This is a genomic window from Glutamicibacter sp. BSL13 (genome assembly GCF_052928425.1).
Genome location: NZ_JAVGCZ010000019.1, coordinates 23,950 through 50,524 on the forward strand (window position 1 = coordinate 23,950; position 26,575 = coordinate 50,524).

Below are 26,575 nucleotides of genomic sequence, written 5' to 3' on the forward strand. Positions count from 1 at the left end.
CTAGCTCAGCGTGCGGACACTTTAGGGTTTGTATTTGGCAGGAGCTCCGAAGGAGTGCCGTTCCAGCTGACGACAAGCTCATCGCGTGCGCGGGTAGCTGCCACATACAACAACGACCGCTCACGCATCATCCCGTCATGACGTTCCGCCTCGGCCAGCCCATTTGTCGCCATTGACAATGGGACCGTGGACTCATTCACCCCGAAAAGAATGACCTTAAAGAACTCCATGCCCTTCGCCCGATGCATCGTCATATACAACGGCGCCGAACCATCGCCCGGGTAGTCCACATCCCGCACTTCAACCTTCCGCTCAGCCAGACCGGTCTGCAGTTTCTGCAGCTGACGTTTTGTGCGTGCGATGATTCCGATCATGCTCCCCGGCACGTCCTGGGCCTGCCACTGCCGAATATGCTGAGCCACTACATCCAACTCATCGGCCAACGACGTCGCCCCCGATTGCTCCGGCACTGGCCCGCTGCGCGCCGAATGATAACCACGCGAGTCTTGGCTCCCACCCTCAAGGTCCTCGATCTGCGTACCGTTCAGTACGCTGACCGCATACGCCAGATTCTGTTCAGTCGTCCGGTAATTCAACGACAACCGCCGCGACCGGCCCACAATCGCAATCCCGTATCTCGACAACGGAACCTTCTGCCCATAGATCCGCTGATGCGAATCCTCAGCAATGAACAAATCATCCCGGCCTTCAGCCGCCAAAGCCCGTAAGAAAGTCCAATGCGCGGCGTGCAAATCCTGGGCTTCGTCTATCAGCACATGATCCGCCAACGCCCCCTGGCCCCTGGCAGCGCGCTGCAGCAACAACTGCGCCGCCACCGCGGCCAGCTCCGGGAACGAAATGCTCTCATTTACCCGTTGCGACTGCCGGAACGCCTCAATGAGCTTCCAAACACCCAGCCTCTTTGGACGCGTTAATGCGGTCCCCCGGCCCACTCGCGGTACCTTCACATACCCCTCACGGTTCGTGAGGAAATTCGCCAGGACCACCGACACGTATTCCTGCTCAAGGAACGTCGGATTAGCTAATTCCAGTTCCAGCCCGTGCTCGGTATTCTCGATGGCGTCCTTCCACGTCTTCTGCGCGTCCCCGCCGGGATGCAAGTTCGCCGAGGCGTGGGCATCGCCCAGCACCGCCTTCACCGCCTCCTTGCGTTCGGCCGCACTAGCTGACTTGAACACCTGATGCACCAACGCGTCAATACCGCTAGCATAGATCCCCGGTGCCCCAGCGTTAGCCGCCAACGGCAACCCCGGATCCAGCTTCACCAAGCTCTCGCTCAATGAAGAAGCTAGAGTACGGGTGAACGTCGTCAGGATGATCCGCGCGCCCGGCTCACGCTGCGCCAGCGTCTTAGCACGGTGCAAGATCACCACGGTCTTCCCCGTTCCAGCACCACCAGAGAGGCGGAACGGCCCATTCCACGACCCGTCAGCGTACCGGCGCTGCTCAGGGTGCAAGAAGGTCCGCCACGCATCGGCGCTGCCACCTTCGATCACCTCGCGCAAAGCCTCCGGCGCATCGCCTATAAACGCGAACTGCAGCTTCGCCGCGTCCTTGTCGAACCCGGCGATGATCTTCTCATCATCTGTTTGCGGGCCGGTTGGCTCCGTGGGAGTCTCGCGCAGATCCACAAGCCCCAAATCTTCCTTGCTGGCCTCCAAGCTCTTGCCCGCGGCTAGGTCAAGGACGAGCAAGCCCTGCCAGTCGGGGGCCCGGTCGGTCACCTTATGGAATGCAGGAGCCGTGAGCGCTGCTAGTGCCTTGCGCGCAATCTGCGGGTCAAGGCCCGCCGCATCAACGAGGAACTCATGCGTATACCCGTGCTCGATCAGCCCGTTCTTCCACGTATCGACCACGGGTCTAACGCCAGGGGCTACCCCGGTACCCTCAGCGGCCCCACCCGATATCGGGTACTGCAGTCCAGTCGGTTGCGGTTCAGGCTTGGTCTGCTCGATGATTTCCGGAATGCCGAACACCGGATTCATCTGCAGCGTGCTGCGGCCAGCGATATCTATCGCCTTATCATGAGCCCACGTGCCGTAATACACGTACGTCGGAGTCGATCCGGTCTCCAGCCGGAATAGAACTGCTCGCCACATGTTGTTGACCCGTCCCGTGCGCACCCGTGGATCGGCCACGTTCTTCAACGGCTCGATGTGCAGACCGGGTGCCGTGTCATCCTCCTGGAGTTTCTCCAAGAAGTTCATAACCAACGACTTCACCGAGTTATCCAGTTTGTCCTTAGTTTTCGCGAAAACAATTCCGGGCATGCCTACAGCCCCTTTCTGTTCAAAGACTCAACAATCAGTCGTGCCTGCGGCCCAACGAAGGTCCAACCGTCCGCTGCCAGATCCTGCGGAGCGTCATCACCGTCATAGAGCACCGCGATACGCTGCTGTTCCCACACCAGCATCATCGGATACCCGTCGCCGATCTCTGCACCGACCTCAGGCAGTGATTGCACGCCCGCAGCGGCTAGCTCAGTGATCAGGGCACGCTCGTCATCCAGCGCGTCCTGCAACAACGACGCCCATGCGGGCGTCAACCGCGCGGCATCAAGATTTGAGGTTCCCGCCGGCATGCCCTCATGCCCGCCAACCGGTGAGGCCTTGTTCAACGCCGCCGTGATCGCTGCGGCATCCGGGCCCAGGATCTGCCACCCCTCGGCCTCCCAGGCGATCTGCGCCTCGGAATCCGCCTCCAGCAACACCCCAATGCGGTGCTCGGACCACCCCAGGGACAGGACATAACCCGATGCTGATTCCAGACCCAACTCCGGTGGGGTACCGATCCCGGCCTGAGCCAGTTCCACCAGCAGCACACGCTCGTCTTCCAATGCTTCGGCCAGCAAACTTTCCCATCCCACAGGAAGCGCCACGTGGCCCTTGCGCACAGTCTGCTGTTCGAGCGAAGAACCGCCGACGATGTCCTGGCACACTGTCGTGATGGAAAGACCCACCGTCTTGAACGCCATCAGATTCGACAGCCGTAGCCATTCACGCCACGACTCCCCGAATCCAGCATCGGCCACAGCCAGATCCCGGTCATCAAGGCTCAACCCCACGGCGAACGTGGCCGGAGACTTGCCCGGAGCCGCACACGCAAACGCCAAGAACCCCAAACTGCGCGTCCAATACATCGCTTCCCCAACTGGCAGATCAGGCTGCTCACGGCGGGCCAAAGCCTGAGCCAGCTGAGACACCGCGTCCGGATCCGTCTTCCCCGCCCCTGTCGTGCGTAACATGAACGGTACCAAGTCCGAGAACTTGCCCCACTCCTGCGCATTCGGTTCATGGATCCAATGCCATAACTGGGTCATTGCATCCCGGGAAATCAGCGCCATCAGCGACGCTGACGGGGAGAAGCTTGCCTGCAATTTGAGATTCAGTTGCGCATCAACCCATATCGGTGTCTCACCACTGCTGTCCGGGTTGCTGAATGCCTCCACGTCCTGCCAGGTTACTGCCCACGGGATGATCCCCTGCTCCCGCAAGGACTCCCGCTTGGCCGCATCATCGGCCAACCGGTTATGCTCTGGCGACGCGTGGAACTGGTACCCGTCCGTGTAGATGGCCAGATCCGGGATATCTGGGTCAGGTGCGATGAGTAGGAAATCCGGGCGCGTGCCCTGCAGATCGACCTGGGGAAGCAGCTGCCAGGTGTAAGACTGACCCGGGATACGGAAGTTAATGGTGTCCGCCTCGGTGCCCGGAACAATCTTGTAATGCGCCCCTGAATCCTTCAACCGGGTCACGAAGGCCTGCCGGAACCGCTGCTCCAGCAACGACTCTACCGTGGCTGTGGCCCGCGGTACTTCTTGGGTCACCGTCCAATTCGTTGCGAAAGACGGCACGGCCTCGGACTCGTCGCTGCGGCCGGCGCGCAGAATCTTGCCCAGCAACCGTTCGGCGGTCGCCCGCGCCGTATGATCAACCGTCCACGGATCAGCAAAGGGAAGCAGACAATTATGGCAGGCCAGACGTTCTTCATGTTGGCAAGAACATTGAGACACCGTCCTCCCGGCTGCTTCCAGCAACTCCCAGACCCGCTGCGGGTCACCAAAACGCGCCAAGTAGCCTGTCCCGCCGGGCACCTTATCATGCAGCAGCAGCGCCAACCGGCCCTGGTCAATGGTCTGATCGCTGATGCGGATCACCGCCAAATGATCCGGTGCCCCACCCAAGACCTTCTGCAATCCCAACAGGATTGCGGCCTGCAAGCTGGGCACCGAGAAGTCATCGCCCAACGTCGCATCCAACGGCAGATGCAGCACCACGCCCTGGGTGCTCAGGGTGCGGGCTAGCGCGACTTCCTTGACGTTCTCTTCCTCCGCCTTGCGGTATTTGCACCAGAACCGGTGCTCTGTGGGGCTGTTCTCCTTCGCGGACTGGTCCAACTGGCCACAATGCGCGCAAACCCGGAACAACGGGGTCTTGATCTCATCGCCCGCAATCGTGCGGGTGGTGCCGAATGCGGCCTGCTTGCCGACATTGATCCAGCGGATTTCCACCCGGTTCAGGTACTGGGCGCCGAAGTCATAGCCTTCCAAGAACCAAGATCGCTGCACATGCTGCGGATCGATATCCGCGGCCGCGACAATGCTGAAGCGCTCACGCACCCGGTTCTCCCGGCGGTCGCCAATAGACGCCTCGTCCCGGCGCACCTCGGCAGAGACCTTCTTCATCACCACCACGTCCAGCACCTGGCTCATGTCCGCGATCCCGGCACTGCCGCACCGTACGCAGGTCGACACCGCGCTGCCGGTGGCCAGATCGGTTTTCGCCCACCCGCAATGCGGGCACAGCTGCCACTGCTGGACCTGGCTGTTCTGCGGGCCTAGATCCACTGCGTCAATAAGCACTTCCATGCCCTGGGCATAGAACGTGGCTCCCGGCGCCAATTCAGCCAACGCCACCGACGCGCCCCGCTCATAGCTCAGCGCATCGGTCTGAAATTCGTTGGTGTCCGCGTCCTTCCACGACAACCCCACGTCCAACGTCACCGAATCATCCAGCAAGGTGTAATTCGGCAAGATCCCGTAGGCTTCCAGCACCGAAATCCAATAGCCGCCACGCAGTTCCTTCAGTTGTCCCCGCAACATCCCCAGCGTCGCCTTCGCGGTTCGCAACGCCTGCTGGTCGTCCCGATCGTCATCGCCCAGCTGCTGGGTCCGGGCAATCGCTTCCTCCAGCTCCGGCAGGGCTTGTTCGACCTGTTGCCGCCGCCCGGACAGCTCGGCCACATCCGCGTTCCACAGCTGCGCGGCCCGCACCACATGCCGGGCCAACCCACTCGGCTCCCCCTCCGGGCCCTCGCTGGCCCATTCGGTGAGCCGTTCGCAGCTCTCGGCGGACAGGTGCCCGGCGAACTGGGCGCAGAATCCCTCCAAATACTCGGCTGAATTCTCGGTAGCGTCCTGGATCAGATCCCCGATGAACGTCTCCGGTTCTACCTTGCCCAACGCCTGCACCGCATCCTTCGGATGCGGGCGGGACGTGTCTCGGGCGAACCGGTCCACCAGGTGCGCCACATACTGGCGCTGCAAGATCTCCTCCGCATCCAAGAATGTCGCCGGAGGCCGTACCTCCCCGTTGATCACCGACAACGGATCATGCAGCTTCGGCAAATGCTCACCACGGCCACGCACAAACGCCAACACCAGCGAGTTGCCGGTCAAACGGCCCGCACGACCCACCCGCTGCAAATACGAGGACACCGAAGTCGGCAAGGAGGCAAGCATGACGCAGGACAGGTCCCCGATGTCGATACCCATCTCCAAGGTCGGGGTCGCCACCAGCACGTTGGGCGCGTCCGGATTCTTCGCCCCGTCGCGGAACTCGCGTTCATACTGCAAACGCTTCTCCACATCCAGCAACGACGTGTGCTCGCGGGCCACTACGCGCTTAGTCTGCTTTGACGCGTACAGATCACGGTAGTAGTTGCGGTCCTCGCCGCGATGGCGCTTCAGCGTGCCGGAGCAGCGCACCAGCAGGCACGGCCCGGACTCCAACTGGTCAACCACCATGCTGCTGCCCGGGGTGATCGCCTTGCACGTATCGCATGCCAGGACATGCTGCCCCGACACCACGTCCTGTACCTGTGGGGTGCTAAGCACGATCTTCTCCGGATCAAGCCAATACACGTTCGCCCCGGAACCGGTGGTGGAACTGCCCAGCACCCCATCATTCACCAGCGCCTGGATCAGCGCCTTGGCCAGGTAGCCGCTCTCCGCCCGGGACACCTGCAGCGTCCGCTCGGTCCAGCGGGCGTACCAGCTGCCCGCCGAAGCCACCGGGTCCAGGTTCTCGGGCCCGGCCTCAGCCTTCCCCAGACGCGGGAAGGCCGGGGCGGACCGGCCGGTCGGGAACGCCGGCATGCCCTCATGCTTCGCGCGTCCGCCCCAGATCTGGTAGCGCTTGCCATCGGTTTGGATGTACTTGTCCAACCACGGATGCTGGATACCGCCGCGGGTGCGCACACGTTCCAGCGTGCCACGCACCCACTGCGCCAACTGCCGATCCGACGGCGCGATAGTCTCCAACGTCATCTGCTGCTGGGCCTGCTCGAACGCGCGGCGCGCCAGCGAAGTTGTCCTCGCCGTGCTGCCCGCATCGGTTTCCACCACCACGCTGCCGGTCAGCTCCAAGGTGCGGCCGGTGCGGGACTGCAGGCCAAATTCCAGTGCCGCGTCGAATAGCAGCCGCTTCTTCACCGCCCGTCGCGCCCGCAGCTGCGCTTGCGGATCAGCCTGCGGGTCCCAGAACGGCTTGAACAGGTCGCGGTCCACGAATTCCGGGGCGATCAGCTGGAACCGCTCCTCCGGGGTGCCGGCTGTGGAAATGACCGTGTCCACCAGTTCCGCTAGCGTCGCCGGGCCCGTATCCAAGGCACGGCGCAGCGCCGTACGCAACAGCATCGTATGGGAGCGGGACTGCACGAACCCGGCCCGATGCGCCGCATCCTGGACGCTATCGGTAAATACCAGCGCCTTCTTCTCCCCCGTATCCAGGCTTTCGGCCCCGAACAGGTTGGAGATCGTCACCGACAGCATCGTGGCGACCGCGCTACCAATGAACGCGATGCCTTCCTTTGCCAGGCAGGATGGGCAGGTGTCGTTGGTCGACTGGTCATCAGCTTCCGGACCGTCGAGCATCAGCACCGGCATGATTAGCCCACGGCTCAGATCCGGGTCATCCTCGGACGGGGTCTGTTTGGACAGGGTCCGGTTCACAGTGTGAAGCCAGTGCAGGCCCTGTACTTCAGAGGCTCCGTCCTTGTCGTATTCGAGCATGTCTGCCTCATTGGCAGCAGAAATCAGCGCACGGAACCGGCCGTTCTTCGCCAGGCGTGCGGTCCGGATCTTCGAATCGTCCAACTCCAGATCCGTGCCCGTCGGTGCCAGAAGGACTGCCCACCCGTTTCGGCCGCAATGCCGGCAATACAGGGCGGGGAAGAATGTGTCCTCGGACTGGTCCACTCCGTCGTCGGACCAGCGGAACCGCGGGGTTGGGTCCACGGCTGCGTCCACCCGGGACATTTCCCGGATCCACAGGTGCGTCTCCACAGTCAGCTCTGAGCGTCCGCCATTGGCCCGCACGTGGCTGAACAGCGCCAGCACCGCAGTCAGGTAGTCCGTGGCATCCGTCAGCGTGGCATCGCCCAGCCGGAGCTGCCGGCCGAATATCCGCGCGGCCAGGACCTCCACTGAGATCGCTTCGCCGGTGTGTTCCAGGATCACGGCCGTCAACGGGTGGCGCCGCAACGCCAGAGCGAGATCCGCGGGGGTTTCGCGGAACAGCATGTCCGCGACGACCTGCACCAGTTCCGGTGCCAGGGCCTGCTGGTTGTCGTCTTCGGCGTCGACCGGCGAGGCGTCATAGGCCTCGCGGATTCGCGGTCCGAAATCGGGCAATAGTGCCGCTATATCTTCCAGGGTGTAATGATTCGCCTCTGCCCCGGTGCCGCACCATGTCTCGGCGGACAGACGGGTTTCGGTGATCACCGCGGAGGCATCGAATTCCTCGCCGAACACGGTGGCGGCGAACTGCAGCATCGCGTCCGGGTCGCCCTTGCTGCCCAGCGTGGCCGAGGTCGCCACCGGCGTCACCAGACCCAACGGCCGGTCCCGATCCTCCTCACCCAGCACCGGGTGGCCGTCAAGCTCCTCGGGCCAATGGCTCTTCAGCGTCAGACCCAGGCGGCGCAGCAGCATGGCCACATCCGTGCCCTGCGCCCCGTCATAGGTGTGGAATTCGTCCAGCACCACGTACTGCAGGCTGGTGGCCGACTTCTTCCAGATCGGTGCGTCCTGCGGACGCAACAGCAACATGTCCAGCATCTTGTAGTTGGTCAGCAAGATATCCGGCGGGGCGGCACGGAACACGTCCCGATCGTTGATCAGCCCCTCCGCCGCTACCCGAGTGCGGGCTGTTTCCTCCTGCCCTGTGTAGATGCCCGCGGTGACCCCGGATAAGGCCGGATACGAGGTGAGCATTTTGGCCAGGCGGTTGGACTGGTCGTTGGCCAACGCATTCATCGGGTACAGGATCAGGGCCTTGGTCCCGGCGACGCCGTTCTTCTTCGCCCGCAGCACATGGTCCAGGATCGGGTACAAGAACGCCTCAGTCTTACCCGAACCCGTACCCGTGGTCACCAGAGTCGGTTGCGGACGGCGCATCCCACCCCCAGCAGCCTTGCTGGTCAATCGGGCAAACGCGCGGGCCTGGTGCCCGTATGGGTCAAAGCCTTCATACCAGTCCAGGGAGCCGCGCCAGCCCGGCTGCGCCGGTTCGAACGGCAGCCGCAACCGCACGTAAGGGCCTTTGAACACCCCGTCCTCTGGGTGGCCGAGGAAATCCTTCATCGCGGCCTGCGCAGTGCCGTCCGTCAGCGCGAACGTCGTCGCCAAATAATCCGACAAGCCCCGCTGGAAGTCCCGGGCGCGTACGGTGGGGAGCAGTTCGCTCACTTAATCAACTCCACGGCCGGCGCCTGAGCCAGCATTTTCTCGAAGTGCGCGTACGCGGCACGCATGTCTTCTTCACGATCAAAACCCTGGAACGGGAACTCGAAAACATACTCCATATTGCTTTGTGGATGAAGCCACGTGCGTTCCTCAACGGATAGGTCTTCACCGCGCTGGCGGTAGAGCTTGTTCATCTCGCCCGGGACCTTGCGCCCATTACGGTCATACAAGACTTCCAGGTCATAGCCGCGAAGTACTGAAAATTGCGTCCTGTAAATCTGGCACAGTTCATCAATGTCGAGTCTGAGACTGATAGCTATAAGGACGTCGATCTCCAATTGCAGCTGAAGTCGTTCTTGTGCTTTACGCGAAGGGAAATCGATGTTCCAATTCTTGTTCAGTACATCAACGCACAGTTCATCGTATGCTGAGGTGAGGGCCTCTAACCGCATTACGCGATCCACTATCGCTTGGTCCACTTTTGCATTTGTGTTTGGACTGAACGGCAATGACGTTCTCACTTCAGCACTTAGGGTCGAAGGTGCTGCCATTCTGATCCAGAAGTCTAAGACCAATGAAGAAAAATACCCGGCTAGAAGTACCAAATCATAATTCTTGGAAGACAATGGCTGCTCTTGGGCTGGGAGCTTAGTCGGATATAGCGTGTTGACAGCGTTTATATGCGTTGAACCCGGAGGAACAATGGCAGCGAAGAGCGTCCTTTCGTTCCGGAGAGGAAGCATATTCCTGACCGCCAAACGGTACAGAGTGCGCGATCGGACCCGCTTTCCTTCCACTTCCCAGATTGTGTCACCGGCATCATAAAGATCTTTCTCCACAGCAGGCTGGTAGCTCGTGCGCGGAATAAATGAACTCGCTAGCGTTTCCAAATCGATGACGGTGGTGTCTTGATTGTGCTTCATAGTTGGATTTGGCTGTTTAGCGAAGGGGTTTGCCACGGTGAAATGGGGGCCCTGAAGGATGACGTCGTCCCACGAGTCATTGACCTTGGACCCGATCTCGAAATACCCCTTCTTCCGGTCAGCTGTTTCATGCCATCCGGACGAGTATTGCAGTCCGAGTTCGCGTACGCGTGGGGCTTTGCTCAGCTTTTCCAGCACGTTCATGCTCGCCCGGTTCACCGGATACACCATCCGCGCATGCAACTCAGGGGTGCCGGGTTCGTCGAGGATGTCGGCCCAGACCTTCAGCACGTCAGCGTCAACATTCACAATGCGCTCTTGGTGAGGCCGTGTATCCCACTTGCCATCGGCAGTCTTCAAACCGGGAACCTCGGTACCACCCTGATGGCCCAAGGACCGGGTGACCGTTTCCGGGTGATACAGCGAGGCCGCCATCTGGAATCGTGGTGATTCCTTGGCCCTGCCATATACATGAACGCCATAAGTATGCTTATCACTGATTTCAAAGAGCATTAGAGAATTGATGAACTGCCAGTGACGGCGCAGTCGGCGGTAGGTTTCGGCGCGCAGGTGGTGTGCCTTCTTTTCGGTGAAGTGCGACTCCGGATGAATGAGCGCGATCGTGCCCCGGGCAGAGGAACTCCTCCAGGTGCGCGCCATGAACGATCGATAAAGATCCGGTTGAAGACCAGACAGGACTGCGTATTGCGACGCGGCTCCAAGGAATGTCGCGAGTATCGATGTCGGCACCGCACCGTCGACAAAAGCGTCTCGGGCCCGCGGCAACGCCAGCGTTTGTTCACGTTTTTGGCGCACCAAGGCCTGGGTAGGCTTCTCTGCCAGTTGCCACCATGCGTCATGTTCGGCTAACAGGGCTGCTTCGTCTGAGCGTGGGCGCACCCAGGGCGGGTTACCGACCTGCAGATCGAAACCACCGCGGCCGAACACGGAAGCGAATTCAAGTTCCCAATGGAAGAACGCCCGCTGTTGGCCTCGCTTGGCATCGATCTCCGTTGCAGGCATTTCGTCTCCAGCTATCCGGTCGCAAACTGCCAACCATGGATGCTCCGCGGAGAGTTCCCGGGCGTCGCGCATGCCGGCCAGCGGGTAGTCGAACGCTTCGAAGGTTTGCAGGTCGCCCCAGCTTGCCGACGACAGTGCGCTGGTCTGTCCTTCAGTGTGACCAAACTTCTTGGGCGCAATCTTGGATACCGTTGAATAAGGTCGGCCAAGAATCCCTTCTAGCCCGTCAATCCACTCATCAATGCTCGGTGGGGTGACAGACGTTTCCGTCAATGGCCAGAACCACAACGCATTCCACGCGTTCATCACACGCTTCAACCGCTGGTACGCACCCTTAGGGTCAGCCAGCGCGACCTCGATTTCGGCTCGGCTAACCGAAGCAGCGTGCTGCCGGCGCTCATGCGGCCAGTAATCAACAAATCGGGCAGCCTGCTGCTCGGCAACCTGCAACCGCCGCAAGGCCACCTTCCACAGCACCTCGACCCGTTCAGACAAGGCCAGCAGCCGGTCAATCTGCGTCTTCTTCAACGTCGAGCGGGTGCTCTTCACCCACACCTTCAGCTCTTTTTGCTCCGGGCCAGCAATGTCCTTGACTTCCTTCGCATCCGCCGCAGCACCCCACCCTTCCCCGGGCAGCAGGAAGTGGTGGATTCGCCCATCCACCGCCGGATCGGTCGTCTCAGCGTCCAGCGCAGCCACCAGCCCGGTCAGCGGGTTCGCCTGCGGCTCCTCCGACAGGTACGCCTTCGCCTTCACTGCCTGCACCGAATACGTCGCCCGCCGGGCGCCGACCAGCGAGTTTCCCTGCTTCAACCGCATGCCGAACCACGGGGCCTGCAGGTCGCTGGTCATGGTGTCCAGCCACAGAGACACTTCGGCCAGTTCCACCGCGGTGGAGTTCAAGTCCACCCCGTGCACCTGGTGCAACGCGATATGGGCCTTGACCTTCTGCAACTCCTGTGGGTACTGGTCCGCCGGGATCTTCCGGTCAAGCTCCACCTGCTTGCGCTTCAGATATTCGGCAGCCAGCTGGCGGACCGCCTCGATCGCGAACGCGCCAGAACCCAGCGCCGGCTCGCACACCGTCAACGCCAGGATGTCATCGGCAGCGGTCATTTCCCCGTCTTGGTCCAGGAGTTCTTCCAGCGCCTGTGAGACAACGAACTTCGTCAGCACTTCCGGCGTGTAGTAGGAAGCAGACTGCTGGCGTTCACGCCCAGCCAGGCGGAACACGAAGGAGCCTCTGGGGTGCACCACGGTTTCCGGTTCGCCGGTGCGCTCGTTGCGGATCTTGATGAAATGCTTCGAGTCAATCGAGGCCGACCGGTCGGTGGGCACCACCCACGAGCCCTTGGTCGCGTCCCCGTTCTTCGCGACCTCGTGCAGGTCCGTTTCGGCGATGAATCCGGTGTAGGACATCAAACCCTCATACACGGCGCCGAGCTGGTTGATGCCCAGCTCCGCGTACGAGATGAACCCGCGGTCCTTGCCCTTGGATTCCTTACTCAACAGCAGATGCTGCAGCACCCGCTGCAAAGCGCTGTTCGACAGCTTCACCTCGTTGATGAAGGACGTCGCGGTTTCGGCGAAAAGGTCCGCCTTCAAAGCGTCAAACCGCAGCCCCTCGTTTTCAGCGCTCTTATTCCCATGGGCCTTCGGAGTGTGTCCTTTATCTACGAGCTTGAATAGCCCGTTCAGGGACTGATAGATATGGGTGCCCCGCCGTGACCTGTCCTCATGGATCTCCACCAGGGTCAGTTCGCGCAGCCGATCCAGACCGTAGCCTTCGTTGTATTCACCGACGCCGACAGGCAGGACCCCGAGTTCCGGGGACGCCTCGGCATACAGCAGGAACAAGATCCGGTAGAGGAAACGCAGCGATTGCTTCGCCAGTTCCTGCCCATCTACCTCGTCCAGGGGCAGGCCTTGGGCGGTGCGGCGGGTGAGCACGTCGTTGGCGATGATTTCAATCGACCGGCGGATCCCTTCGCGCAGGTCCTGGGACACCCCGACTGTGTGCTTGACCGAGCTTTCCAGGATCCCGGTCCACCAGATGTCCCCTTCGGGCGAGGGCAAAAGCGATTCCCGACCGAAGATGGCCAGGAACCGGTCCACTTCCTGGCCGCGCTTGGTGTCGTTGCGGTCCGCGACCAGCAGCACGTCCACGGCCAGGTAGCGGCCTTCGGCCCAGCGTTCCGGTTCGGTGAGGATCAACCACTTGCCGGCCATCACGACCACAAAATTCGGGGCCTGATCGCCCAGGTAGATTTCCGAGACATGCTTGGCCACAGGGCGCGCATCGGGCTTGCCGTCCACGCTCACCAGACCCAACGGCCTGCTTTGCGCGAGGAAATCCTCCAGCGAATCCGCCGGGTCCGCCTCGATGAACACCACCTCGCCGGTGGGGCTGGCCCAGACCTGATCAAGGGCGGTCTCGGTGCCGCTGCGCCGCGACACAAACTGCGTGGTTGGGCCGTTGAACCCCAGAGCGCTGCGCAGCAGCGCATACGCATGCGCCGCACCTGCCGGGGCTTCCATCAGTTCGGCCAGGCGGACCTGCAACTCGCCGCGTGCCTGGGTAAACCGGGTCAATGCCGTGGGATGCCCAGCCTTGGCGTCTTCGTCCCAGGCCTTGCGCAATTTGAGCACCTCGCCGTGGAAGGATTCCTTAGTGGAGTCAGTGGTGAAGTAGTGTTCACTGATCCAGTCTTCACCGACGATCATTGAGTCAAATGACGGCATTAGTTCGTTCCTTCCAAAGAATCAGCACGAGGAGTGTCACGCGGCACCACAACCAGCAAAGGCCGGATCAGGCGTTGCGCCGGAGCCAGGGATTCGGCGATCCGCTGCTCACCTTCCACGCGTTGGCGCTGCTTCTTCACATTCGTCGTTTCAGCCAAGGTTTCAGCCTGCTGCCGCCACTGCGCAGCCCGCTGCGTCCATTCCTCGAGCCTGGAGGTTGCTTGGGCTGCGGAGGCGCTGAACGTCATCTCCATGGCAGAACCCGCGCTATCCACCGCCAACGGGATCAGAGTTTGCAGATGCTCGATTCCGGCGACCGGGCCAGGGTTCGCTGCACTGCTGCTCAACCCGATCTCCGCCAAATAATCGCCCAGGTCAGGCAGGGGGTGCACGGTTTGGAACTTCGGGTTCTCCGGGTGGGGGAACTGCACGGCATAGAACATCTTCGACACCACCTGACCACGCCGGTTCATCAACGTGCCCATCAGCAGCACCTGCGCAGCATCCACATCACCGCGCACCGCCAGCACCTCGCTGCGCGACAGCTCGGCCAAGGCCCGGTCGCTGGCCCAGTCAAGCACCGGATGCAGCGGGCCCAGGTAGTGCGCCTCCGGCCACATGTTGTCCTGCGATTCACGGGCCCGATCCAGCTCCCGCTGCCCCGCCTCCAGGGTGGTCGCGATCTTCAGGGTCTTGTCAATCTTGCGTTCGCTTAAGTAGTCCTGCGGCAGGTGTCCCAACCGGTGCTGCAAATCCGCAGGAGGTGCCAGTTCGGCAATGCCGTGCGCCGCATGCACCTGCCAGCCGACTTTCTTCTGCGGTTCCACAAACGCCTGGGTCAACGCCTCATCCAGGAAGTCCAGATCTGACCGGTAGAGCCCCAACGCGGTCGCCACAGGCACCTCGGGTGCCACGGAACCTTCGGTTTCGGTGGCAACGTCGAATTCCGCGAACCACGCATCCAGCCCGTCGGCGTCTTCCGGAGCATGCACGACCTCTTCGAAGGCCTTCTTCCCCGACAGGACCTCGCGGATGGCGTCTTCTTCCTGCGAGACCGAATGCTTACCCATCAACGAGGCGACATCCTGCAGCACCGTGTGGGCTTCGTTTTCGCGTTCCATCAACCGGCTGATGACTTTCAAGTCGCCGGAGAAGCGCTCATCGTTCGGGTCCAGCAGCAGCGTGGTGATCTGCGGATTGTGCTTCTGCCCGTAGCGGTCGATACGGCCGTTGCGTTGCTCAATGCGGATCAGGCTCCACGGGATATCGAAGTGGATCAGATGATGGCACTGCGCGTGAAGGTTCACGCCTTCCGAGGCCACGTCCCCGGTCACCAGGACACGCAGCGGTGAGTTGCCGCGCTTGAACTGGTCGACGATCTCTTGTTGCTCCACATCGCTGAGCCCGCCGTGGAGCATGCCCACGTTCTCCGGCTTGAGTCCCAACGCCTTGGGCAGCTTCTCCTTCAGCCATTTGAGCGAGGCCACGCGCTCCGCAAATACCACCGCACGCATCGGCGAGGACTTGCCGACACCGATCCCCTTCAGATACGAGACCAGTTCGTCGTACTTGGCAGAATTCCCGGTGTTCGAGGCTTCCGCCAAAGCACGCAACCGCGTCAGCGCTTCGACTTCCCGGGCCTCGGAGGGCAGGGCACTGTTCAGCTTCTTCAGTCGTTCGGTGACGGTCTCCAACAACGCGGCCGGGCTGGATAGGAACGCCTTGGCCAAGGTCCATCCGAACAGCGCGGAGGTGTTCCCCGAGTATGGTGAACTGCCGCTTTGCGGGTAGAGCCACACTTCAGACAGTTCATTCGCGACTGTATCCTCAGCCACAGAGGCTTGGATCAACCGGTTATCCGGTTCGGCACGTTCAGCCCAATCAGACCCAACTTCCTGGGCGACCTCGGGGCTGTGCCGGTGGCGGCGGATGATCAGCCGCTCGACATCCTTCACGTCAAAGGAGCCATCCGGGCGGACCACCGTCGGATCCAGTAGTCGCAAGAGTTCCGCAAACGATTCATTCTTACCGTTGTGCGGGGTAGCCGAGGCCAAGATCAGCGCTTCAGTATTAGGAGCGAGCAGCCGGGCCAGCTCATTGTTCTGCACGCCCACGTTCGTGACGTTATGGGCTTCGTCGATGACAACCGCGTCCCACCGCAGTTTGCTCAAGTGTGCACGGTACCGGGCGCTCTTGAGCGTATCCATGGAAATGATCGCCCGCTTGTAATACGTGAACGGGTTGCGGGTCGCGGGAAGCTTCTGTCGAACCTTTTGGATACCGGCTGAATCAAGACGAACGAACGGCAATGCGAAACGGCACCACATCTCGTGCTGCATCTGCTCCAGCACATGGCGTGGAGTCACGATCAGGATTCGATCCCCACGTCCACGTTTCACCAGTTCACTCAAGATCATTCCGATCTCCAGCGTCTTACCAAGCCCTACTGCGTCAGCGATCAGGATCCTCGGGCGTATATTACGCGGGTCAAGGGCCTTCTGGACCGCTAGTTGCTGGTATTTAAGCGTGTTGGCCAGCATCCCGGTGGACACCGTGAGATGTTCGTCGAACTGAGGAGTCGGTGTTTTCCGCAGGGTCGTTTCCAAGAAGAGACGGGATTTCCGATAACGTGGGCTGTCGTCCGCTACGACCATCGCATTCCGCGGATCCACTACATCAATCTTGTCCAGCGCCGAATAGAACGTAGCCGTTGTATCACGGACAAGCTCGGTCAGACCCTGAACACGGACCAAGGTTCCATCCACGGATGGTTCTGTGGCAGTAACCATCCATTCTTCATCTCGAACACGGACAACCGATCCGGGAGCTACATTTAGTTCTAGGGTGCTCAATTCGTTCCTTCTGCCCATTTTCCTACGGGTACAATCTTCCCCGATTCGTGAGACAACCGCTCGCTCTTCACCCCGACATCGATGGCTCGATCAAGCCACGCTCGGACCTTCGGGCCCATGCGAGAAAAGCCCAAGTAATCTTTCATTTTCTCTTTAAGCTGGTCTGTTGTGAGGCCATCACCGTATCTGAGGCAGTAAGCCATCGCGTTCGAAATCTCTATCGGGCTAATATCCGTGACAGGGATATCGTCGCTTTCATCAAACCGTCTGAACGCATACCAAGTCGTAGTGTCGATGTTTGAAGGCCAGACGAATCCATCTGAATCTGTCTTGTATGCGCCCCGTTCCAATCGCTTTAACACTTCCTTGGCACGAGTAGCGCTTACCCGCTTGAGACCGAAGGAATTATTAATGAATCGTGCCAGGCGGTCTTGTTTCACCGGCCATTCTTCTTCGATAATTTCGCGTGCAACATCACGGATCTTCTTCGTAATATCAGCGTCTTTCAAACGGTCAAGGTCTGCGAGCTCACCAACTTGTGAGACGAGATACCAGGGCGAGAACAGTTCGTAGTCATATTCCTCTGGGTTGAACGTCAGCGGATCCCATTTGAGGCGATCCTCATATGCTTCCTCACTGTCGTTCTCTTCTTCCCGGTCTTTTTCGACCGCGTAATCAATATGGTCGGACGCTACTTTCGAGCCGGAGGAAAAGGCGCCTGTCTCGCCTCCAGCCAGCTCTACACCGTCATCAAAAGCGTCACGCCCAGATTCGAGCTGCGGCTGTGTATCAGGCTCTTCGCGTGTTTCGAGGGACTGGATTGCGGAAGCCCCCGAAACCCCATCCAGCGCAGCATAGGAGGACGACCCTACCGAAATCAGTTCGCTTTCAGGTAGCTTAACCGGGTCAGGCACTGTAGTTTCGACATGATTCGCAGCCAACTCACGTTCCAGTTCAATCTGACGTTCACGATTCACCAAGTCACGAAGGACGCCCTCGAACGTCTGATCGATTTGCTTGCACACGGCTTCCTTCGCAGTAAGCCACTGAGGAAGCCAAACACGCATTGTCCTCGGCCATTTGAGAACGTTCTCTAGGACCTGCCGCGGAAGGCCGTCGCGGTCCCCTACTGTCTTGCGTTCGGACCATTCTTCTCCGTCGAGCAAGATGGCTAACGTCGGAATATCGGGCGTTTCTTTTGACGATACAGCGAGATCAATCTTGAAGTCAGAAAGTCCCACGTTCGTACGAACCACGTAGCCACGGTTTCGAAGCGATTCTGCGATTTCTTCACGGTGACGGTCGATTCTCGCCCGTGAGCCGTTGTTGGAAGGGATGGCTTCCGGTCCCTTAGAAGCCAAGTCCAGATATGAGCGCAAGTGCTTTAGTCCTAGCGAAGAAGATTCCTCAGCCCGCAACTGCTCAGGGCTGAAGCTGGAGAAAACTACGACCTGGCGCCGCGCTCGTGTCACAGCTACATTGAGCCGGCGTTCACCACCTGGGCTATTCAACGGCCCAAAGTTCAGCGGCAAGATTCCTTTTTCATTTGGGCTGAAAGCCGTTGAGAAGAGGATCGTATCGCGTTCATCGCCCTGAACATTCTCGAGATTCTTGACGAAGAGTCCATCCATTTCGTCCAAGGACCCGGCCAAACGAGGATCATCTTCATCGCGGATCATGGACTCAATCAAGGTCCGCTGCTGCAAGTTGAACGTCACCACGCCAAGGGATGGCGCGCACTCGGGACTCCGCTCAAAGCGCCGCTTGATTTCGTCAACGATTGCACGGGCTTCAATCGGGTTTGTCCGCTTGAGCTTCGCTTCAACTCCGGCCTCTCCGGAACGGTGGAAATGCCCGTTTACGCGAACCAGGGATATACCGTAACCGTCAACCTCGGCGGACGCCTGAGCAAAACGGGGCGCCGGGAACGAAGCCAGTTTGTTGTCATAGTACAGGTGATTGCTGAAAGCGATAAGCGATTCATCCTGGCTCCGGTAGTGCCACGAAAGCCAAAGCCGAGGAATACGGGCCTGCACGCATTCACTGAGAATCGATTCCTCGTCCACGACCAAGTCTTCAGGAGCGTCTTCCTCGTCCATTCCTCCGAACGAAGCAACCGACGTTGGCGGCATTTGTTTGCTGTCACCCACCACAATGACGGCGCGACCGCGGCCGATTGCACCGACTGCGTCGGCAACCCGAACCTGTGACGCTTCATCGAAGACGACCAGGTCAAACATTCCAGATTCTGCAGGGAAGAAACGTGCCACCGAATCGGGGCTGACGAGAGTGCACGGCATGGCCGTAGTGATGATGTCCCCGAAGTCCTTCATGAGTCCACGCACGCCCAGGCCACCGGCCTTCTGCCCCAGTTTGCGCCCGAGTAAGCCGAATCGCGCGCCACGCATGATTTGGGATTCCTGTCGGTGCTCCAAGATTTGCTGCGGCAGACGCCACTGCATGTGCTCGCGCATGCGCTCCGACTTGTCCGTAAACGAAGAAATCTGCAACTCATGTGCCCTGGCGTCAAAGGCGGCCAAGCCCGTGGAGGACAGTCGCTCTTTCATTGCCGCAGCAGCCAAGCCTTTTTCGAAGCCCTGGCGTGCGTAATCAACGGGGTATTCTCCACGGAGAAGTTCATCCCGCGCTTCAAGGAGGAGAGCTTCACGTAGCGGTTCGAGAACCCCGATGAACTCGTTCCAGGCTGCAAGCTCGCGACGTGCGTCCCAGCCGAATCCGCGAGGGAAATCAGTCGTTTTCCAACGTTCAACCAGAGGAATTCCCGCTGCCCAAATTTTCAAGGAATCAGAACCGCCTGGAGTCAAGCTGATCACGGATGACCATGCTCGGGAGAGCAAGCGCAGGGCATCGGCAACCTGGTCCGCCTCAGCGGTACCAAGCAGACAATCAACAACCTCGCTGATAGCCCGTGGACACTGGGCATTAACACGGTTTCTCAACTCGGCAAGCACCGTCAATCGTTCGGCCTGTTCGGTAATCGAGGCCAACGCACACGCACCGAATGGCAACCAACCATTGGGCACCTCGATTCCGGCAAGCTCCGAAAACTCGGTGCGCAGTGCTCCAATAGCCACGGACAGACCTTGAGCGCCCTGCAGGAGCGCAGGAATCTCTAATATGTCTTCTTCAGTGCCGGTCCAAACGTTGCCCAGTTGGTTCGCAACGGCCTGTAACTTCTTTTTTCGTCCAAGTCCTAGGAATCCACTGCTGGCAGCTTCCTTAGCAGCGCTCGCCAAGTCTTCGAGGTCCAAGGAGAAGACTTCCGCTGTGAAGACCCGTCCCACCAAGTTGTTGGCTTTGTCCAGTTCTGCAGACCTCTGGATGATCCTGTTGAAGTTCTGTTGCCAAGCAACATCGTGTACTTCAGCGAGAATTTCTGCTGACACCGCGCCAACCAGGGTATCCGCAATAGTCTCGAACATGACTGGGGTTGAACTGTGTTCCAGGATCGTTGATAGTTCGCTGCCGGAGGTTTCTGAGAAGGTCCGTTCCAAAACCGTGGTGAAGTTATCCGCCGCCTCCGCAAGAAGATCGACGTCCTCTTCACTGATGGGCCGGGAGACGAATCCCCACGGATGAATCGCAGTCGGCCTGGCAATGTCCGCTGCGTCTGCAACGCTGTAGAGCGCACGCCTAACGGAGTCAACTTCTTCGAGGCTGGCTTGTGCGGCGAATTCGGGAAGGATTTTGAAAGGCAAGATTTCAGAGTCTATGGCCAGACTCTGAGTGTGGGCGCTGTATGCCGAGAACCCGGTGCTGTTCGGTTCGTGAAGTCGGTCCGCGTACTTCGTCAAGCGACGGCGCGCCGATTGAAGGTCCGCATCGAGGATTGACCGCCCCTGTTCGTCAGCCCTTAGCTCATATTCAAGGGATTCCCTGATCTGACGTCGAACGTCATTGATCTTGGCGCCCTTATCATGAAGGTCCAAGGTAAATGGTCTAAGCCCGACTGAAGCCAGACGCTGCTGCACGACTTCCAAGGCCGCCCGTTTCTCAGCGACGAACAGGACCCGTTTCCCCTGCGTCATCGCGGTTGCGAGGAGGTTTGTAATGGTCTGTGATTTCCCAGTCCCGGGAGGGCCTTCCAATACGAAGGTTCGGCCAGACGCAGCCATCGCCACAGCCTCAAGCTGGGAAGCATCTGCGGGTACCGGGCAGCGCGAAGCCAGTTCGTCGAGGTCGGCGTATCCACTGTCCGAATCGTTGGGGTTCGTGTCCACGAAAACATCGGCCGGGGACTCAATTAGGTGTTTCACTAAGGAACTCTTAGCAAATTCCTCCCAGTTTTCGTCGAGGTCTTTCCATAGACGGAATTTTGCGAACTGCAGGTTAGCAAGGTCAACGGTCTTCTCAACATGGAAGGGCAAGTTTGCCTTTGCAAGGGCACGGCCCACCGCGGAGAATGCCTTCTCAACGTCAAGGCCGGAGGCGTCAAGGTCGGGATCTTCCAACCCCGGGATCTCGAGCTCAAACTCTTTTCTGAGTTTCTCCAGGAGGCAGAAATTGGGTGTCGAGCTTCCGGCAGAATCGAGCTCGATACGGTAGTTTCCACCTTTTCCTCCCGCCACGAGGTTAACGGGAACCAGAATCAGCGGCGAACGCTGGTGTTTGTTGCCTAACGACCAAACCAACGAGCCGATCGCCAGGTAAAGGTTGTTGGAACCGGATTCCTGCAGTTCGGTTTTTGCCGCGAACGCCATTTTTCGCAATGCGGTTGCATAGGACTTCTCGGGGGCCATCGTGAAGACTTTTCGGTCCTTGAGAAGCAGGTCATTGCGTCGTTCGGACGGTAGATTGAATCCACTGTCAAAATTGTCCTTGTCAGTCGCGCCAAGATGATCTGCTGGAAGCAACTCCAGTACATGGCCAGCATTGACGAGATCTTCAAAGACTTCAACAGCGTCTTCTGAAATGCCAAGCGGGAATCGCGCGCGCTCGGAGAAATTGAGTAGCCTGTTGCGGAGGCTCAAGTCAAGGAGCTGGTTTTTCCACTGGACAACCCTGGGCGGGAACACCTTGCGTCCAGGTTTCGGAGCGATGGATTGTTCATTTTTTTGCTGGAAGAACGCAGCCAATGAATCCGTGGTCGCAGGGTTGTAACCAACTACGGTGACCGAGCCATCATCATGCAATGTCCTTGCGGGCAACGGATATATCCCCGCTAGACGACACATCTTGACGTCAACCGCGAAATTGAACGTGGCCTCAGCTTCCTCGTCGGAGACATGGTTCGCACGGGTATTTTGCGACGATTTCTTGAGAGATGTTCGTCGTTCCGTAGCGACAGCCGTGGTTTCGATAACGCGAATCATGTCGGCGTGGACAAGCGAAGATACAGCCTCGAACTCGTCGGTACTGGAAACTCGCATGGAACCATCGAAGCGGCAGTAGGTAAGGAAAGCATGGCCATCGACAAGCCACATGATCGAGTTTATGCCAGCTGCTTCAAGCGCTGCCGCAAGTACGACAGTGGTGTCTAGGCAGGTGCCGATCTTACCTTCCAGGACCTCTTGGGGATTCCGCACTCGTTGCCCGCCGGAATCTTCCACATCCCAACTTGCCGGTGGATTGCTGTATCGGATGCCTGAGCCAGCCATCGCATCGAAGATTGCTTCAGCAATCTGATCAACTCGGGCAGCTGAGTCTTCTTGGTCTTCACCTTGAAAGGAATTGATAGCCGACGAGCCCGTGCGCTCCTTGAGTAGATCCTGCGCTCGGCGCAGCAAACCCTCAATAGCCGGGTGTTGAGGCTGAACAAATGCAGCCAGCATCTCAGCCGAAACCTGTGGCACGGCTCCCTGCCAATGGTTTGCAGGCAACAACGCAATATCAGAGCGGTGCTCGGCAATAACGCCGGCATTCTGCTTGAGCTGCACCAGCAGGTAACCGCTCTGACGGGTATCGAGTGCCAAGAACTTGGCTGCGTCGGGCGATACATCCAGATCCAAGATGACGGTTTCGTTCGAGGAAAGGTCGAGGACCCTGTCCGCGGGTTCTGAAAGCGGACCACTCGCGGAAAACAGCTGGACGGAGACCGTGTAAAGGTCGTTGCCAGCTTCCGGCAATGCTATAGCGATTTGTTCGACGATGCTGCGCCCACCGCTCGTGGACTTGGCGCTCTGGATGGCCGCGAAGTTAACTGTCTTAAGGTGGTGAACTTCGATCGTAGCGTGGGGGATAACGGAAATCACGGGGGTAGTGTAAACGGCGTTTTCTGCTATGTCGGATTCAACTACATTATGTGTTGATTGATTATCGGCCTCCGGTGTTTCAGGAACTGCCCTTTTCGCGTCGTCACGGTGCGACCACCCTGATATGACAGATTGTGCTTCGTTAACTAGGCCGATGGACCGCAGAAATCGGCCAATGGTATCTAAGGCACGGTTCAGATCTTCTTGCGAGAATTCTTCGCCATGCGCCCAGGAGTTCCGCAGCTCGCGAATCTCGCCTAAGTAACGAAGCTGAGCCCGGTTAAGATCGAACAAATGCCCTGCCTCAGGAAAGCGAGTGGTAAGCATTCGGACCTGGGCAACGAGGTCATGGGGGGAAACCTTACGAGGTGTTCGTCCTTCCGACTTGTCCTTAAGTTCCAGAAGCTCAGTCCAGTCTTCTACGGCAATGCGGCCACTAAGGTTGGTGGAAATGAAGACTTCCAATGCACTCGCCAAAACGTCAAGTGCCGCCCCTAAGTCTGCTCGGCCGTTTACCTTTGCATCCAAAATGATTTCCCCCATAACTACGAAGCTATATGAAGAATATGTCATTCAGCGGACGGCTTCGCGTTTCGAACCTGACGTTGCCAACTTCGTTCTCACTGGCTCCATCTTCAGGCTGACCGTTCTAACTTTTCAGTCAACCTATAAAGACCTACCACTGCTGAAAAACAACCTCGACGTTTCGGCGTTTGAGGCCTCTCGTGATCGCCCAGTAGCTCGATCCCTGGCAGTCAACTGCCGGACGTGCATTTAGGTATTCTGGTCTTGGTGCCTGCTCGTTCTGGTAGCCGCGTCCAACGCCTAGTACGGCAACTTTGGACGCCACGATGTTGGGAGACACGCGTTTGCAGGAGAAAGAGTGCATGTCCAAACGTCAGAAGTTCCTCCCGGAATTCCCTGCAGAAGCGGTCGGACTGGTAATCTCAACTCAGCAAAGCCTCTTCGAAGTCGCCGAATTCCTGGAGATCAGCGAAGGAACCTTGGGCAGCTGGGTCCGGGCTTTCCGCGCCAAGCACCCCAACGCAGAAACCTAGGAACGCGGACCAGTGGAATGGGCGCAATACGAAAAGCTGCGTAAGGAACTGGCAGAGGTGAAACGGGAGAACGATTTTTTAAATGATGTCAGCGCCTATTTCGCCTCGAAGGGCAAGAAATAGGCGCAGTCTTAAACTGCATCAAGTCCAGAGTCATCAATATCCCGTGAACTGGATGCGCCAAAAACGGGGGGTTTCAAAGGCCTCATATTATCGGTGGCTGCACCCGCCCCAGGGCCTGAGCGAAACCCAGGCCCTGCAAGTACGCCGCAGCGATGGTCTAGATCGAATACGAGGCGTCGAATCAGGTCGCTGGACCCGGCCTGCTAGTGGGGCTGACCGGAACAACCATAAGGAATACGCCTCTAGATCCACGGTACTTTCGATCATGAAGGAACTGGGAATCCAAGCCAAAAGAATGAGCGCCTATCACCACCACCGTGGATGACCCCCAAGCCAGCATGGCTCATATCAAGAACCATATGGTAGACAAGCTCGGCCATCGCGATTTCCGTTCTTGGAGTCCTGGGCGAAGCTGGTCGGCGATATCACCTATCGCGGCGTTGACAGAATTTGAGACAATCGAATCGCCCACGAAAAAGTATCAGACCGCATTTAATCGAACGTTCTAATTGGCGGATTCGCGGGCCCGTCTGGCAAAGGCACTATGCGGCATTGGTTCGACCAATTGCAGTTCGAGGATCAAGCCAATCTGGATTCGCACTCCGACATAATCGGGAATCGGCGCCGTAAAGCCCAGCACCCACCGGTCGATCTGCCGCGGGAAAAGCAAAAGCGCCTCCCCTCACTTCGAAGTTATCTCCTGAGGGGAGGCGCTGGCTGCTGCGGCAGGCTTCCTACGCCTCGCCGCGTCGGATCAGCTTGCCCTTCGGGGTCTGGAAGTCCACGTCCACCCCGCCCACCATGGCCGAGCGGATGACCCCGGCCAGGGTCTTGCCCTCGTAGGGGCAGATCGGGTTCTTGTGGTGCAGCTTCTTCACGTCCACCACGAACGCCTCATCCGGGGCGAAGAGCGCGAAGTCGGCGTCGTTGCCCAGGGCGATGGCGCCCTTGTTCTTCAGCCCGGCCAGTTCGGCCGGCTTGGTGGACATCCACGAAATGACCTGTTCCAGGCCGATGCCGCGCTGCTTGGCCTCGGACCAGATCAGCGGCAGGCCCAGCTGCAGGGAGGCGACCCCGCCCCAGGCGACGCCGAAGTCCCCGTTTTCCACATCCTTCAGGTCGATGGTGGAGGGCGAGTGGTCCGAGACGATGCAGTCGATGACCCCCTCCTCCAGGCCCTTCCACAGCAGTTCGCGGTTGGAGGCCTCACGGATCGGCGGGCAGCACTTGTAGGCGGTGGCTCCGTTGGGGATTTCCTCGGCCAGCAGGGTCAGGTAGTGCGGGCAGGTTTCCACGGTCAGCTTCACGCCGTCCGCCTTGGCGCTCTTGATCATGGCCAGCGCGTCAGAGCTGGACAGGTGCAGCACGTGGGCGCGGGCCCCGGTCCAGCGGGCGCGCTCGATCACCTGGGCGATGGCCACGTTCTCCGCGCCGCGCGGGCGGGACTTGAGGAACCGCTCGTACTGGTCGCCCTCGGCGTCCGGGGCGCGGTCGATGGCGTGGGAGTCCTCGGCGTGCACGATCATCAGCGAGTCGAAGGACTTCAGCTCCTCCATGTCCTCCTCCATCTCCTCAACGGTGAGGGAGGGGAACTCGTCCACGCCGGAGTGCAGCAGGAAGCACTTGAAGCCGAACACCCCGGCGTCGTGCAGTTCGCGCAGGTCCTTCTTGTTCCCCGGGATGGCCCCGCCCCAGAACCCGACGTTGACGTACGCCTTGGTGCTGGCGGCCTCGCGCTTGATTTCCAGCGCCTGAAGGTTCACGGTGGGCGGGATGGAGTTCAGCGGCATATCCACGATGGTGGTCACCCCGCCGGCGGCGGCGGCCTTGGTGGCCGATTCGAAGCCTTCCCATTCGGTGCGGCCCGGCTCGTTGACGTGGACGTGGGTGTCCACCAGGCCCGGCAGCAGCACCTCATCGGCGCCGACCTCGATGACCCGTTCGCCGCGCAGGTTGTTGCCCAGCGGTTCGATGGCCACGACCTTCCCGTCCTTCACGCCCACTTCGCGGGCGGTGATTCCGGCCGTGGTCAGGATGCGTTCGCCGCGCAACACCAAGTCGAACTCGGTGGTCGTCTCGGTGCCGGTGGCGGCCTGGGTGGTTTCGGTGCTCACAGTTCGTGCTCCTGATTCCTGATGTGTGATTCCTTGGGTGTGGGTGCCGGTTGCCTACCGGCGGCCCGCGGTGCTGCTCGCGGCATGCTCTTGCGCGATGGTCTTGGCCAGCCGGGTGCCGGCCTCGGTGACCAGTTCGGCCGAGCGGGTCATGGCCTCGCCCGGATCCTTCACCAGGTCCACCAGCGCCACGGTGTGGCGGATGCCGGCGTTGGCCAGCTGTTCGGGGTCCAGCGTGGTGCGCCCGCACACGGCGTAGACCGGGATGCGGTGCGCGGCGGCGGCCTGGGCCACCCCGATGGGGGTCTTGCCCTCCAGGGACTGGCTGTCCAGGCTGCCTTCGCCGGTGATGACCGCGTCCGCGCCGGCCAGGGCCTGGTCCAGCCCGGTCAGCTCAAGCACCACGTCGATGCCGCGGCGGCGTTCGGCCCCCAGCAGCGCGATGGCCGCGTAGCCCATGCCCCCGGCCGCCCCGGCGCCGGGCTGCTGGCGGTACGTGGTGCCCAGTTCGGCCTCGAGCAGGTCGGCGAAGTGGGTCAGCG

At 59.9% G+C, this 26,575-nt stretch carries 7 protein-coding genes and 1 pseudogene; 1 reads left to right on the forward strand and 7 read right to left on the reverse strand.

The window, feature by feature from the left end:
* Positions 1-5: 5 nt before the first annotated feature.
* The 5 genes from RCJ92_RS05525 to RCJ92_RS05545 form a co-directional block, all read right to left on the reverse strand.
* Positions 6-2,291, reverse strand: coding sequence for a 3'-5' exonuclease (locus RCJ92_RS05525; RefSeq protein WP_446753972.1), 2,286 nt, complete (start codon positions 2,289-2,291; stop codon positions 6-8).
* Between the two features lie 2 nt (positions 2,292-2,293).
* Positions 2,294-8,989, reverse strand: a complete 6,696-nt coding sequence (locus RCJ92_RS05530) for a DEAD/DEAH box helicase (protein ID WP_446753973.1) — start codon at positions 8,987-8,989, stop codon at positions 2,294-2,296.
* Positions 8,986-13,674, reverse strand: coding sequence for a DNA methyltransferase (locus RCJ92_RS05535; RefSeq protein ID WP_446753974.1), 4,689 nt, complete (start codon positions 13,672-13,674; stop codon positions 8,986-8,988). Before RCJ92_RS05535 ends, RCJ92_RS05530 begins: the two co-directional genes overlap by 4 nt.
* A complete protein-coding gene (locus tag RCJ92_RS05540) occupies positions 13,674-16,439 on the reverse strand; it encodes a helicase-related protein (RefSeq protein ID WP_446753975.1) in 2,766 nt (921 codons plus the stop codon). The genes RCJ92_RS05535 and RCJ92_RS05540 overlap by 1 nt, the downstream gene beginning before the upstream one ends.
* An 83-nt stretch (positions 16,440-16,522) precedes the next feature.
* Entirely contained in the window at positions 16,523-23,281 is a 6,759-nt protein-coding gene (locus tag RCJ92_RS05545) for a DUF4011 domain-containing protein (protein ID WP_446753976.1), read from the reverse strand.
* Positions 23,282-23,625: 344 nt separating this feature from the next.
* On the opposite strand from RCJ92_RS05545, the pseudogene RCJ92_RS05550 reads away from it, so the two are divergent.
* Positions 23,626-24,352 (forward strand): annotated as a pseudogene (locus RCJ92_RS05550) (transposase); the annotation flags it as partial.
* A gap of 301 nt (positions 24,353-24,653) precedes the next feature.
* Here the strand turns inward: RCJ92_RS05550 and allB are convergent.
* Positions 24,654-26,033, reverse strand: coding sequence for an allantoinase AllB (allB, locus tag RCJ92_RS05555; protein ID WP_446753977.1), 1,380 nt, complete (start codon positions 26,031-26,033; stop codon positions 24,654-24,656).
* A 54-nt stretch (positions 26,034-26,087) separates the two neighbouring features.
* Positions 26,088-26,575 (reverse strand): glycerate kinase (locus RCJ92_RS05560; protein WP_446753978.1); only part of this gene is annotated, 488 nt, incomplete at its 5' end.